This is a genomic window from Lentzea terrae (genome assembly GCF_003265345.1).
Classification (GTDB): Bacteria; Actinomycetota; Actinomycetes; order Mycobacteriales; family Pseudonocardiaceae; genus Lentzea; species Lentzea terrae.
In genome coordinates this window covers 35,859-49,834 of sequence record NZ_QFWW01000004.1, presented here as the reverse complement: position 1 = coordinate 49,834, position 13,976 = coordinate 35,859, and the positions used below count along the sequence as shown (strand labels likewise).

Here is a 13,976-nt window from a genome sequence, read left to right as displayed (position 1 = left end):
CCAACCGTACGAGCAGCTAGTGGTGTGGCTCGGGACGCTGCCGGGGGAATTCGCAGTCAGACGGGTGCATCATGGTGCCGCCCCCACGTCCTCGTACTGGTGGTACGGGGGCGTGGGGGCGGTGCCCGAGGTGCTCTGCTGAGCGTGGATTACCTCGCCAACGTTCCGAGACGCGCCACTAGCTAGCAGGCGATCCTGGTGATGTTCGCCCGGCCTAGCCCGGCGATGCGCACCCACATCGGCGACTGGCTGGGGCTGCGGTAGTAGGAGAAGACGCTGCCTCCCTGCCAATATCCGGAGACGGTGCATCCGCTGTACACCCGGAACCCGTCGACGTCGTAGTAGTAGTAATAGCCGTCGGAAGTGTCGTACGGGCCCAGGCGAACGCCGGCGTTGTCGGCGTACAGATTCCACCCGTTGGTCATGCACGGGTGTTTCTCGCCGTAGGCGAATCCGCCGGTCTTCCAGCAGTTGGTGACGGCGATCGTGCCGCCGGTCCCGTTGGAGACGCTGCCACCGCAGCCGGGAGTCCTGCAGGTGCCCGCGGAAGCGCTGGAGGGCGCGATCAGCTGAGCGGTCATGAACGCGGCCAGCGCGGCGATGCCGAGCATCCTTGTTTTGATCGGTCGTCGGATCACTTGCTCCCCCTGGGGTTGTGTGGTGTCCGTCGAACGCAGCTTGGATCCACCGGTGCGAGCGTCTCAAGGGGGTGCGCCGGATCTGGGACGAGCGGGACGAGTCCGGGACTCTGAGCTGCGGAAACGGGATTCCCTGGGACGCCGGCGAGAGCGCCGGAGATCAACGCTGTGCAGCCTTCGCGGTGATCAGCACGGGCTCCTCCGTGAGGGTGATGACGTCGCCGGGACGTGCCGCCGTGACGTTCCCGTCGAGGCGGTGGATCGACTCCACGTCCTTGCTCGCCACGACGGACGCGGTCCCCTTGTCGGTCCACCTGATCGTCGCGTCGTAGCTCCGGTCGGACTCCCGGACGGTGAAGTCGCACTGGAAAACGTTGCCCGGCAGGCCCGCGGGTTCTCCGTGAGCGCAGGAACGGCTGTGGGCGTCGCGGAGCCAGTGCTGCAACCGCTCCACCGCGAGGGCCGCGTTGGTCGGTGCCCCACCGACGGGCTGGAGCACGAGGGGGATCTTCGTGCCGCCCCAGTTGTAGAAGTACATGCGCTCGAGGTTGCTCTTCCGTGCGTAAAGGCCCACCAGGAAGAACCGCACGGCGTAATTGCGGGCGGTGGTCTCGTCGAGCCGCGGCTGTGACGTGATGGAGTAGGTGGTCCCGGTGTTCCACACCTTCGGGTTCACCCCGGTCTCGTGCATGACCCGGTCGATCGAGGCAATGAGCTCCAGCATCGTTTCCGGTGGGTCGGACGCCTGACGCTGGAACAGCTTGACGCTCGCGACATCGCAGTGGTCGTACCCGCCGAGCTCAGCGAACCGGCGGAAGAACGAAACGCCCTCGGTGGTCCACAGCTGCCCCATCCCAGGGCAGGCGATCGTCGCTTCCGGGTCGCCGGCCCGGACGATGGCGCTCGCGCGGCGGACCATCTCGACCAGGGTCTCGACGCTGCCCGCGTAGAACCTCTGGTCGTTGGCCAGGACCCACAGTTCGTACGCCTCGATCCGCCCTCGGTAGCGGTCCACCACGGCACGGACGAACGTCTCCCAGTCATCGAGGTCGGCCGGCGGCGACGGTGTGCCGTCGGAATACGGACCGGCGGGCGCAGCGGGGTTGGCCCACCTCGGGGTGCTGCCGAAGACGAACAGCGGCGGTACCCCGGCCTTCTCCGCGCCGTTCACCAGCCGATCCGCCGCGGACCAGTCGAACTCACCCCGCCGGCGCTGCATCTCAGACCACCGCGTCCCGCTGTCCCAGAGCCGGACGGCGCCGACCCGGAACGAAGGCATCGCCCCCGTGCCACTGTTGATCGTGACCCCGAACAACGTGCTCGGGACCGGCGCGGCCGGCAACGTCCACGCCGGTCCGGAGATCCACTGCTGCGCTGGTTCCTCGGCGACGTCGGGCCTACCGGGTGCGCTCGCGACGAGGAGCAGCGCTGCCGACGCACCGACCACCCCCGCGGCGAGTCGGCGCTGGAACCGGGTCCTCCCCGGTGAGGCGGGAAGGTCGGCGCGAGCGAGCGGGGGAGCCGGTTCCACCTCGGCGATGTCGTCAGGAGGCGCTGTCGCGTCGAGCCACAAGCGGTGCAGCGCAGCCATTTCGCTTCGACTGGCGCCACACGTCGACGCGATGCGCTCCACGATCGCGAACTCGCGTGGCGTGCTCGACCCCCTGCAGTACCGGTGCACCGCGGACTTGCTCAGGTGAACCTTCCGCCCGATGCCCTCATAGGTCAGACCGCTGGCCACCTTGAGCTGTTCGAGGTGGCCGGCGAGATCTCGCGGGCGGGTGCCGTCAGCCATGACCCATCTGTCTTAGCAGGCGCGTCTCACGGCAACCACCGGTTCAGGCAAACACGTTGATCGGCGATCGCCGATCATTACGTCTCCCAGGCCACGAACTGGTCGAACACCCGCACGTCACCCTTGAGCTCCAACGGCTCCAACGAGCCGCGCCCGTACAGCGACACCAACAGGTCGTGAGCGAGCCGTACCCTCGGCCGTGGCGTCCGCGCGTCTCCCGATCCACCGATCCGCGCACCGGCCTCCGACACCAGGCCATCGACCACTACCAGCAGGCCCTAGCACTGCGCCGCACCGGCGGCCACACCTCCGAGGTTGCCAACATCCTCGACGGCCTCGGCCACCCCACGCCGCCCTCGGCCAGCACGACCAAGTTCGCGCAGCGTGGCGAGAGGCGCTGGAGCTGTACCAGCAACAAGGCCGCGACACCGACACCGAACGGGTACAGCGACAACTCGACAACCTCGACCAGCCCGACACCGACCAGCCCAGCCCAGCCACGGAACCGACTCCAATGCGGATGGCTGGTAGTCGCTCATTCACGCGATGCCAGGCTTCTGGACCATGCCACGATCGGCTGTCAACTCACGACACATCAATGCGCGATGTCATCAGCGGGTGACCTTGCTAGGCCCATGTTCGCCCAGCCGCGCGATGATCATCTGGTGAGATGACCACGAGGTGGCGCAATCTGGTGGCGGCCGGCCTTGGTGATCGTGGTGCTGGTGCTGATCAGCACCGCAGCGGCAGTGACAATGTTGGTCAAGGTACTGGCCCTGGTGCCGCGCAGGACAGCTCGATGCGATCGCGCTATCTGACCTCGATCTAGGCATCCCGGTTCCCCCAAGAAGACCTTGATTCTGCGACAATGACGCAGCGGACGAAAGGAAGGAAGGATCATGGCGCGCGGAGACTTGCTCGTCGCGCTGGTCCAGTCCGGTGTTGGCAACGATGAGCTGGCGTTTCGCCGTGCCGCGGAGGCACTCATCGCTGAAGAGAACGCCAAGAAGCACAGCGTGCTCGCTTCACAGCTGGCCGAGGCCCTCACTCGTCGTCGTAACCCAGGTTCCTCCGTGTCCCCGCTCACACGGCCTCGAGAGTCAGCAGGACTGCTCCACGAGACGGAGCCGCTCCGGCGGCTGAACGAGCTCGTGCTCCCGACGGTGGTCCGGCATGCCGTAACGGATCTTATTGAGGAGCACCATCGCCGCGATTTGCTCCGAAGCCATGGGGTGGAGCCGCGCCACCGCGTACTCCTCGAAGGTCCGCCTGGTAGCGGTAAGACGTCGTTGGCGGAGGCCATCGCAACAGAGGTGGCTGTCCCCCTGTTGACCGTTCGCTACGAGGGCCTCATCGGTTCCTTCCTCGGCGAAACGGCCAGCAGACTGGAGGCGTTGTTCTCCGCAGTCCGCATCCGTCCCTGTGTCTTGTTCTTCGACGAGTTCGACGCAGTGGCAAAGGAGCGAGGCGACACTCACGAGACCGGCGAAATCAAACGAGTCGTGAGTTCGCTCCTGCTCCAGGTTGACCGGCTTCCAAGCCATGTCATCGTGGTCGCGGCAACGAACCATGCGGAACTTCTGGACCGCGCTGTCTGGCGACGGATGCAGCTCCGGCTTTCCCTGCCCAGTGCTAGCCGCGAAGGGAAGATCGAGTGGCTCCGGGCCTGGGCAGCCCGCACAGGCGTGAAGCTCGGGAAATCCGAACGAACGATCGCAGATCGCCTTCGGGATGTGAGTTACGCGGAGCTGGAGGACTTCGCCTCGGACGTGCAGCGGCGTCAGATTCTCGACGGTTTCGATTCCGATCCGGAGGCTGTCACCGAACGCCTGTTGAAGTCCTGGAGCCATCGAGCGAAGCCGGAAGCCGGTGACTGACGGAGGCGTCGAGAGGCCTGTGTTGTGGGGTCAGGTCGGGCCGGTGGCATCGTTCGCACCCACTGCCAGGGCAAGCTCCAAGGTCGATCTTCCATCAAGAAGCCGGCAAGGAACTCGACTCAGTGGTCAGTTCCAGGGCCTCGACGAAGCGTTCTCTGAGCAGGCAACTCTGACTCAGTCCCTCGGAGCGAGTGACCCGCAGCTGGTGGTCGTGTTCGAAGCTGTCGATGAGCGAGTCGACCTGGCCAGAGTCGCAGAACTCGCGGGACTCGAAATTCTCACAGAGGTCGAGCGCGACTATGATCCCGACCCTGACTTTCCGCGGAAGACGGTCGCCCAACAGTTGCCGGTAACCGGTTGCCTTCATGCCGTGTGCATCAACGAGCAGTCGAAGGCGAACATCCTTGGCCAGTGGCGGCAGTGGCAGCGCACCGGACAGGTAAGCGCAGGCTACGCACCGCTGCGCAATCTCTTCGAGCATCTCAAGGACGTTCGCCCATGGGGGCCTCAGGACCGTATTCGGATTGCAGAACTGGCTGCCGCGCTGAGCGGCATGTTGCCAGGCGAGCACACCGTTGAGATCGAACTCTGGTACCGCCGTTCGGCGTCTCTGCGCCTGAAGGCCGAGAGCGAAGTGTCTGCCCTCGTCGTCGAATCCGGCGGACGGGTTGTATCGGCGGCACAGATCGAAGAGGTCGGCTACCACGGGATGAAGTGCACAGTCCCGCTCGACCTGCTTCAGCAGCTGGCGACTGGCAACTTCGACGCTGTCGCGGCCGTGAAGTCAAGTCACGTGATGTATCTGCGAGCAACCACGCAGTCCGTCTCCTTTTCCGATGCGACTCCCGCGAGGTCACTTCCAGACTCCGCACCTCCCGCAGGAGAGCCCGTACTCTGCGTTCTGGACGGAGTTCCCGTTGCCAACCACCCGCTGCTCGCCGGTCGCGTAATCGTCTTCGACCCGGACGATCTTGCCTCTGACACCGCTTCCGAAACCGAACTTCGGCGTCACGGCACGGCGATGGCCTCTGTATGCGTTTGGGGCGATTTGTCCGACTCCACATCTGCCGCCGCGCGTCCGATCCTGGTGCGCCCGATCCTCACGCCGGCGCTTGACACGCAGGACCGCGTGGAGGAGCTACGCGACGCCGAACTAGCGCCCGATCTCATGCGCCGTGTCTTCCGCGAACTCTTTGAGGGTGACGGCACTGTCGGCCCGAGCGGTGATTCGGTCGTGGTCATCAACCTGTCGGTAGGCGACCCCGCCGCGCCGTTCGACGGTGTGCTGTCGTCGTGGGCCCGCACCATCGATTGGCTCAGTGCCACCTATGGCGTGGTGGTGATTGTCTCTGCCGGCAACCACCGCTCGCTGACTGTCCCGTCGGGAACCAACGGGTTGTCCTCACTGACTGGTGCCGCACGGGCTAAAGCGGTGAACGCACTCGTGGCCGATGCCGTGCCACGCCGCAGTCTTCTCTCACCTGGCGACTCCCTCAATGCCCTGACCATCGGTGCGCTGAACTCTGACGGTGCAGGAGCAGTGCACCTCGGGTACCGCTTCGATCCGGCCGACGGCGAGCTCATCGTCAATCCGGCAAGCGCACTCGGCGCTGGACACCGGCGATCCGTCAAACCGGACCTGCTCGCGCCCGGCGGGAGAACGCTCTTCCAGTCGCCGATAACGCCCACCGAAACGGAACCACGCCCAGCACCGCAATCCGCCTACGGCCCTGGTATCAAGGTGGCCTCACCTGGGGGTGCGGAAGTCTTCACAGTGGGCACGAGCCCCGCGGCAGCGGCCGTGTCTCGGGCGGCCGCAAGGGCGGTCGACGCCGTACTCGGTATCACGAACCGGACCCTGACGCGGTCCGAACTGGCCGTTGCGACGAAGGCACTCGTCGCACATTCCGCCAGGGTGCCAAATGATCTTCTCGCCGATGAGGCCCTCCAGCCGTACGCCCATGGCTATGGCGTGGTGTTGCGAGACCTCGCAGGTGGGTGCGAACCGCACGAAGCCAGCATCCTGTTCGTGGATGATATCGGCGCCAACGAGCAGCGCACCCTGTCATTTCCACTCCCGGACGGGCTCCATCAGCGCGGAGTCAAACGGGTTATCGGAACTCTCGCGTGGTTGTCGCCAGTCAACTGGAGGCACCGCCAATACCGATGTGCCGCGCTGGACTTCTCACAGCCGAGCGGCTTGACCAATCTCGGCACTGCAGTCGACGTGGGCGGAGATCGCCCAAAACGCGGCACACTGCAGCACACAGTCTGGGAAGTGACCAAGGCCGTCGGTGTTGGCATTGGAACTGACCTCAACCTCACAGTGCATTGCAAAGAGCAGGCAGGCGGCCTTCACGGTGAGCGTGTCGACTTCGCTGTTGCTCTATCTCTCTGGGTGGCTCCCGAACTCGCCGTCGATGTCTACGCCCAGGTCCAACAGCAGGTCGCCGCTCGCGTTCCAGTTTCGCCTGGGCAGTAAAGGCACGGCCGGTTGCCGATCCGGTTTCATATCCGCCAGCACACGGCGGCGACGCTGATCAGGATGCGAAGGCCCGTGACGACTTCTCGCCGATCACAGATGAGTTCAGCGGTGAGCCTTCTCGAGCTTTTCGATGATGTGTGTCGAGATGCGGCTGCGGTCGGAGAGCTCTCCGGTTTTAGAGGCCCAAACCCGCATTACCGAAAGCCAGATAGTTCGCACCGCAGACAGCAGGCTGAACTTGGCGCCATTGGATGGTCAGCCGTTTGACGGCGGCGACATCGGCACGGACCAAGGCTGCACTCTCTCTGCTTACAAGGACAGTTTCAACCGGGCGCGCGTCGACAAGCAATTTCACCTCAACCGTTGTCTGAGCATCGGCTGAATGATCAGTGACGCCCACAACGGCAGAGAAGGAGGAAAACTTTCCACCCAAGTCATATTCGGTGAAATTTACATCAAGGCAGTTGTCCGCGAGTCGGGCCACCAGGAAGTCCTTTAGCGGAAGATCTGAAAACGTAACGAACTCCGAGACAAGCCGACTTCCCGCCGAAGGACTAAGATCACCGAGATACTCCTCGGAGTGCGGTCCCGAGCTACCTAGCGACGCATCCATCTGAACAAGCTGAGACTGATAATACAGTTGGAACGACCAGCCTGCGGCAGCTAATGGAAACATAACTGCTGCAACAATGGCCGCCGCCCACGAATAGCGACGCTCCCACTTTCGAGTTAAGTAGTTTTCGGCCGCATCGCCCTTTTCGCTACGGTCATGCGCCTCCTGCGAGCAGGGCCTGTTCACGTGCATCGCCAGTTCGACACCCAGAATCGCAGCGACACATCTGCGTGCAAGGCTGTGCCTAACGCTGGCACGCTGCGGCATCGAAGCAACAGTGTGCCGGTTGAGCCCGAAGATGTGGCTCGCGATGCGCCCCCAAGCCAACTCACCCTTCATCGGATGCCCCAGTAACGCGGAGTGCGGGTTCCCCGCTGGACGAACCTCGCGATGGGGCCTGACGTGGTCTTCGCCTGACCTCGTCTGCAACCGCGTCGCCCGTCACGGCCACTCCTCCGCCTACGACATCCTTGACACTCTTCAGCTGGCCAATTTGCATCAGCAACGCCGGTGCCGACGCCCCCACCAATACCGCCGCATAGGCACCGCTCACCTGACCGGTCCCGCCAAACAAAGCCGCAGCCCCAGCTCCCAAGAGTGCGTGTACTACGAAGGCGATCGCTTCCGGGATGGCGTCGACGTAGTCAGTCAACGACGGCGGCATCGAGTGGGTCGTGCGTCGCGTCCGCACCCGGCGGGCTCGATGTTCACGGCGAGCGGTATGCCACCGCATCAACTGGCCGTACAGGTCGATGAGTCCGCGGAATGACCCACCAGCCGCGCCTAGCAACATGAACGACTCCAAGGCCACTACCCGCACCACCAAAAACGGCGCGATCTGCCTTGAGAGAAATTTTCGAGATGCAAACCGAAGTCGTACATCAATCCCCTGCCGAATCCCTATCGTCCAAGATCGCCACCACGCCCATCACGTCAGGAGTGAACAGCCGAGCACGCCACCGTGCCCCTGCAACAAGCTGAACCGCAGTCACGACACGAGATTAAGCTTTGCAGGTTCCGTTCAACCCAGCTCCTCCAGGCCCACAGGGGTCGGTGCGGATTGCCGCGAGGACGAGATGAGCGGCCAGGGTATCAGGTGGCGCCACGTTGTTCAGTGCGTTACGGCGGCACATAAGTATTCCATTGCATTGGATATAGACCGGACGGAAATGCTTTCTCAGATCACCCAGCCTCAATCCTCATGACTTGGACGTCGGTATCGCAGAGCACAGGGCGAACGAGGCGATGAACTGCCTGGCCGACGACCCAGCCCGGCGTGTCGATCACAGAGTCGGCGAACAGAAGCCAGCCCGACCAACTCGCCAAAGAAGTTAGACCCACCAGCACCTAATTACCTTCGATGTAACCTCGGAGTCGGGCCATGCCTCGCGACCGCAATCGACTGCCGTTCGGGGCTGCAGCGTCGCCTGACACAAGGCCGCGCTGGACGCAAGATCAACCTTTGTCACTGCCAGCGACCGATGAGCCAGACTCCGGCATTCCATGATCCAAGATCGACGCATGACGCCCCACCGACCCAATTCCATCCCCGAGATATTCCTCATCGTTGAGAATTTCTCAGCACGCGGCATGCGACGTTATGGCGTCGCCGTAGAAAGATCACGAACATCATGACCCGCCGTGCTGCGGCGCCACGAGAGCGCGATTGCGACGAGTAGGCCCGAGTAGAGAACGGCAGGGAGTGCAATCCAGCCGGACAGATGGTGAGCCGCCCGCCAGAGCATGAGGGCGGTGTAACCGACGTAGATACTGCCGACTCCGCAGTAGACGATCAAGATCGCGACACGTTGCGTGGTCGGCGCGGTGTAGAGGTTGGTGCGGAACTCTGTCGCGGCGACACCGACGTCGGCACGATCGACACCAAGAGGCGCCTGACCTGCAGGTGATCAGTCCGCCGGGTCCGACGCGGACGCCTCCGTCGAAGCCTGCGCCACGACCGAGCCAACTCCGCAGGCACGCCTGGGCCAACACGAGTCCGGCACTTACCACTGGAGGCTCGCCGATCCCGTGTGGTTCGACCTGCCGGTGCCCGGCCGGGCACGCGATCGCCAACGGCTCCGCCGCGCCGCAGCACCACGGCAGCCGTCGGTATGACCGAGCCGGCCAGGATGCGGAGTCCGCGGTGACTTCGAATCCGCGGGCTGCGACCACCTCAGCGCTGCCATCGGCCAAGCGATAACACAGACCCACCACGCCGGCCTGGCCGACGTCGACGCGCTCGGCGAGCACCCACAGGACCGCATCGCCGACCGCCGGACCGACAATCAGGAAGGCGCAACAGCATGAACACCACCGAACTTGATGGTCGTGAGCTCGCCGGCCAGACCTGGTCCTACGACGGTCCGCACTCCTCCGACACCGTCATGGAAGCCGCTCGAGCACACATTCATGTACCAGTAACGTCGGCCGGTGTCGTCGAACATCGAGACGACACCGGAAGCAGTTCGGCTCGTGGTCCGATCAGGGGACGGCGGTCCGGCCGAGCCATGGCCGGGACCGAGGTCGCTTGCTCGGCGATGCCGAAGGCGGCGAACAAGCTGGCGATGCCGTTACAGACGAAGTCGTGGTGCGCCGCTCGGCGAAACACGCGTCATCCTCACAAAGCGCTTCCTACGTGCCGGTCAGTTCCGCGGCGAGTCTGTCGATCTGGTTCAACAGCTCCGTCGGCTTCAGCGTCAGGTCCAATGCGTGGCAGACGATCTCCACACCACCACGTCGTACCGCATGCAGTGCTGGCAGACCGTTTCCTTTGGCGTAGACAAGGTGGCCGCGGCGGAGTCCGAGCGAGGTGCAGTAGGCCAGCATCTGGTACAGGTCCGCATTGGGATAACCCTCTGGTTTCTCCTGCTTGTACTTGGCATCCACGACAGCTGCGGCGACGCCACCAGCGCGCCACACCAGGTCGGGCTTCATTCGCACGGCAGCGGCCTCGTCGAGCGAGCACGGGTACTGACGGTGTGCGGTGCCGGAGGAGTGCGTCGGTAGCGACTCGACGAGTGCGACCGTGACGAAGTCCTCGAAGATCTTGGCGAGGTCGAACAGGAGACCGGTGGTGTTCACGGCGCCGGGCGCGTGCTCGGGTGAGGTGGCCTGCCAGACGATCTCCGCGAGTCGAAGAGCTGTGTGGTAGCGGGCGTTGAGCCGGTTCGGCCGCCAACTCGGCAGTCGTGCACCGCGAACGAGAGTGGTCACGTCCGCAAGCCGCAGGCGCAGCGCCGTCAGTCGGTGCCGAGATCGCTGATCTACTCGGGGAACCGCGAGCATCCGTGTGATCGCTGCCAGCAGGATCTGGTTCTCCGCGATGTCCATGGTGAAATCGTCGTGTCGCAGTTCCATGGGTATCACGCGTCCGTGATGTCGGCGGAGTTGATCAGACTCTCGCAGCCGACCGCGGAGAACGTACGTGGTTTCTTCGATTTCGCGATATCCCTGGAGCAATCCCTGGCGCACCGCCCGTTCGGTCTGCCGCCACAGGGCGTTGGCGACCGCGGGCACCAGATCATCGCCGATGGCCATGGCGATCTCGTCGTCACGCCATCCTTTCGGATCGATCGCGTAACCGACCATGAACAGCAGCCGGGCGATGTCGAGCTTCGGACGAATCCAGAGCTCGACATCGCCGATCCGGGCAGCGCCTACCTTGCCACGGGCCGAAACATCCCAGTGGCCCGGTATCAGCGCGGAAGGTGCGGCCGAGACTGTCCCTGAACGGGCGAGCCACTGGCCCTGCTCGATTGTGAGCGGGTGGGTCGAGCTGCCGAACTCGTCAAGCTCAACGGTGGGCATCAGGACTCTGTTGACGGCGCGTCGAGAGTCTTGCGGAGGGCATCGAGACGGTATCGGTCGAGCACTTCGCGCGGGCTGCCGTAATGATGCTCCTCCAGCAACGGAAGGATCGATGTCTCCCACACCTCAGCGAGTGCATCCGGCCGCTGATAAACGTATGAGTGCATCAGGTACGAAGGACCGATGGCCAGGTCGCGGTCGTCGATCGCGCGGTTAAGCGCGTCCAGCAGGTCCGGTGCATCGGCGTGGTAAACGATCTCTCCAGCTTCGTCGCGGCGCCGCAACCACTCGCGGAGCAGGCCTGGCGTTGGTGGCAGGGAGGGGTGCAACTCGACGAACGCGAACCTGCGCCGAATCGCCGCGTCGACCAGCGCGATGGACCGGTCCGTGGTGTTCATGGTGCCGATCACGAACACGTTCTTCGGCAGGGTGAAGTCGGCCTCGGTCGAGTACAGCAGGCTGATCGAGTCGTCGCGGTACTCGAGGAGGAAGTACAGCTCTCCGAACACCTTGGCGAGGTTGGCTCGGTTGATCTCGTCGATGATCAGGATGTATGGGTCGGACGGATGCTGGCGGGCGTCGTCGACCAGCGCGCGGAACGGTCCGGGCCGCAGCTCGAAGGCCAGCTGCCCGTCGTCGCGCGGCATCGGGCGGAAGCCTTCGAAGAAGTCCTCGTAGGTATAGGACGGGTGGAACTGCACGAGCTTGACCGCGCTCGGTTCGGCCAGGTGCTGGGCGATCTTGCGGGCGAGGAAGGTCTTTCCAGTACCGGGTGGTCCGTAGAGGATCAGCTGGCGTCGGTGCCACAGCAGGTCGGTCTGGCGCTGCAGCCAAGCCTGGTCGACCATCAGCTCATAGGCCAGTTCGGGACTGATTGGCTTGAACTCGAGCGGTTTCTGCGGAGCCGGCGCTGGGGTTTCGACATCGACGTCCAGGTCGTGCAACAACGCCTCCACCGCGGCGAGGTTCCCGGTGAGGTTCACGACGTCGGACTGGTTGTGCAACATCGCGGGCAGCGGGTCGGGCAGCTTGGCGAATGGCACTGGACGCGTGTCGTTGAGCCAGTCGACGGTGCGGCGAAGGTTCGAGCGCTGGTCGGAGGAGCTGACATACTCGGCGTCACCGGTGATGCGTCCCACGTAGGTCTTGCCCTGGGTGGTGGTGAGTACAAGGTCGCCGTCCCGCATCCCGTTGCAGAACGCCTCGAACTCGGCCACTTTGGCCTCACGCGCGGAGTACGGCTTGTGCTGGTAGTCCTCGTCCACGAAGGACTTCAGCTCCGCACGAGAGATCGGCAACGTGATGGCGCGTAGCCCGGAAGCGGCCAGCGACACCGACCCTTTGCGCAGCCACACCGGCACCAGGTCCCGGCCCTCCACGGAGGACCCACGCACCAACCACGCCCGTTTGCTGGTGGGCTGCGGAAGAAGATCGGCCAACAGCTCCCGGAAGTCGGCGACCGTGAGCCGCTGACTGGGATTGGCACGACCACGTTCGTCGAACTCGACGCCCTCGGCCTCAAGCACCTCTCTCGGTGTCTCGGTACGGTTCGGGTCCCACCACTGGAAGTTGGGTGAGATGGTGCCGTTGACCGTCATGACTCGGTACCCATTGGTAGTGGGATGTTCTGTCATGAAGCCGCCGATGGCCTGCCCCGACATCCCGACCAGCTCAGCCAGGTCACCGTAGGTGGTCCAGTTTCCCGGCCCGACGAGTTCCAGCGCGCTCAGGACGGTCGCCCAACGCGGATCGCGATACTGCCGCTTGCTCACGGCCTGACCGCGGGCTCGGTACAGGCGCCGAAGCTCGGTCAGCAGTTCGGTGCCAGGAAAGTCCAGTAGCGCCTGCAACCCCGCCTCGGTGATGGTCCACGAGCCGCCGCCCTTGGTCAGCCAGCCCACCGTCACCGCTTCCGAGGTTCGGAACCCCATCTGGACGCGCCACTTGACCCGGCCCCGTTCGTCCAGGATGAGCTCGTCCTCGGTCAGGTCGAGCCGGTCACTGATCCGTTCGGCTACGTCGTTGCGGGTTAATGGGCCGCCCGATTCTCGCAGTACTTCCATGGCGGTGCGCAGGTAAAGGGCGTTGCGGTCGGCGAAGGTCACTGGCGGACTCCCTTGGCCGGGTGACGTGGGCCTTGGCCGGGCGGCGGGTCGAGCCTGGTGTGGTATGGCTCGCCGGTCTCGATGGACTTGGCCATGGCGTCCTAGATGTCGAGGATCGCCCGCTTGGCGCGGACGAACCGTTCCGGGTCGTTGTTCTTGAAAGCGCGGACGTGTCCATGATGTAGTCCACGTCGTCGTGTGGCACGCCGTACAGGTGGAAGTAGGCCGCGTCCAGTTCGGCTCCGATGACCGCCCGCGCGTTGGAGCCACGCATGCCGCGCACCTCATCCGCGTGGTACGGCTGACCTACCGGCCGAGGTCGTCGTAGCCGACCACGATCGTCTCGCTCAGCGGATCCTTTGTCACGGTGGGGTTTCCGGCCGGTTCGTAGGCCTGCAGTCACTTGCGGTCCATGGGCGTCGCGCGTCACCGCGCCGGCCAGATCGGTGATCTGAGTGGGCCAGCCCTCGGGGGAGTACTGGCGCGTGATGACACCGCCGCACCGGATGGTGATCCGCGTGCGTCGTCCCGCCGCGTCGTACTCGACCGTGGTGCGGCCAAAGGACGGATCGTTGGCCGCGCTGAGCCTGTCCGCGGCGTCGTAGTCGAAGGAGGTGGTGCCCGACGGGTCGCTGGTGGCGGTCTTGCAGCGATCG

9 protein-coding genes are annotated in these 13,976 nt (G+C 64.4%); 3 read left to right on the top strand and 6 right to left on the bottom strand.

The annotated features are described in order from the left end of the window. Positions 1 to 182 precede the first annotated feature (182 nt). The 3 genes from DI276_RS06995 to DI276_RS06985 all read right to left on the bottom strand — a co-directional run bounded on the left by DI276_RS06995 (position 183) and on the right by DI276_RS06985 (position 2,699). Positions 183 to 638 carry a hypothetical protein gene (locus tag DI276_RS06995; protein WP_157984564.1) on the bottom strand — a complete coding sequence of 152 codons (456 nt, stop codon included), beginning with the start codon at positions 636 to 638 and terminating at the stop codon, positions 183 to 185. 160 nt (positions 639 to 798) lie between these two features. Next, on the bottom strand, positions 799 to 2,433 hold the full coding sequence (locus DI276_RS06990; RefSeq protein ID WP_112262457.1) for a helix-turn-helix domain-containing protein: 1,635 nt from the start codon (positions 2,431 to 2,433) through the stop codon (positions 799 to 801). A gap of 77 nt (positions 2,434 to 2,510) precedes the next feature. After that, complete coding sequence (locus tag DI276_RS06985; protein WP_112262456.1) at positions 2,511 to 2,699, bottom strand: hypothetical protein; 189 nt, start codon at positions 2,697 to 2,699, stop codon at positions 2,511 to 2,513. Between the two features lie 633 nt (positions 2,700 to 3,332). Here DI276_RS06985 and DI276_RS06975 point away from each other — a divergent pair. Beyond that, complete coding sequence (locus DI276_RS06975; protein ID WP_112262454.1) at positions 3,333 to 4,310, top strand: AAA family ATPase; 978 nt, start codon at positions 3,333 to 3,335, stop codon at positions 4,308 to 4,310. Positions 4,311 to 4,353: 43 nt separating this feature from the next. Beyond that, on the top strand, positions 4,354 to 6,792 hold the full coding sequence (locus DI276_RS06965; RefSeq protein ID WP_157984563.1) for a S8 family peptidase: 2,439 nt from the start codon (positions 4,354 to 4,356) through the stop codon (positions 6,790 to 6,792). Positions 6,793 to 6,970: 178 nt separating this feature from the next. Here DI276_RS06965 and DI276_RS06960 read toward each other — a convergent pair whose 3' ends face one another. From DI276_RS06960 to DI276_RS06945, 3 genes are all read right to left on the bottom strand, one after another. Then, positions 6,971 to 7,747 carry an NPCBM/NEW2 domain-containing protein gene (locus DI276_RS06960; RefSeq protein ID WP_112262451.1) on the bottom strand — a complete coding sequence of 259 codons (777 nt, stop codon included), beginning with the start codon at positions 7,745 to 7,747 and terminating at the stop codon, positions 6,971 to 6,973. A gap of 2,292 nt (positions 7,748 to 10,039) precedes the next feature. Then, positions 10,040 to 11,215, bottom strand: a complete 1,176-nt coding sequence (locus DI276_RS06950) for an McrC family protein (RefSeq protein WP_112262450.1) — start codon at positions 11,213 to 11,215, stop codon at positions 10,040 to 10,042. Further along, positions 11,215 to 13,590, bottom strand: a complete 2,376-nt coding sequence (locus DI276_RS06945) for an AAA family ATPase (protein ID WP_157984562.1) — start codon at positions 13,588 to 13,590, stop codon at positions 11,215 to 11,217. The genes DI276_RS06950 and DI276_RS06945 overlap by 1 nt, the downstream gene beginning before the upstream one ends. 185 nt (positions 13,591 to 13,775) lie before the next feature. Here DI276_RS06945 and DI276_RS51860 point away from each other — a divergent pair, with 185 nt between their 5' ends. Then, positions 13,776 to 13,925, top strand: coding sequence for a hypothetical protein (locus DI276_RS51860; RefSeq protein WP_232836501.1), 150 nt, complete (start codon positions 13,776 to 13,778; stop codon positions 13,923 to 13,925). Positions 13,926 to 13,976: the final 51 nt, after the last annotated feature.

Coding starts and splice junctions, on each gene's coding strand:
- DI276_RS06990 (WP_112262457.1), bottom strand. CDS start 2,433: ATGGCTGACGGCACCCGCCCGCGAGATCTCGCCGGCCACCTCGAACAG.
- DI276_RS06975 (WP_112262454.1), top strand. CDS start 3,333: ATGGCGCGCGGAGACTTGCTCGTCGCGCTGGTCCAGTCCGGTGTTGGC.
- DI276_RS06960 (WP_112262451.1), bottom strand. CDS start 7,747: ATGAAGGGTGAGTTGGCTTGGGGGCGCATCGCGAGCCACATCTTCGGG.
- DI276_RS06950 (WP_112262450.1), bottom strand. CDS start 11,215: ATGCCCACCGTTGAGCTTGACGAGTTCGGCAGCTCGACCCACCCGCTC.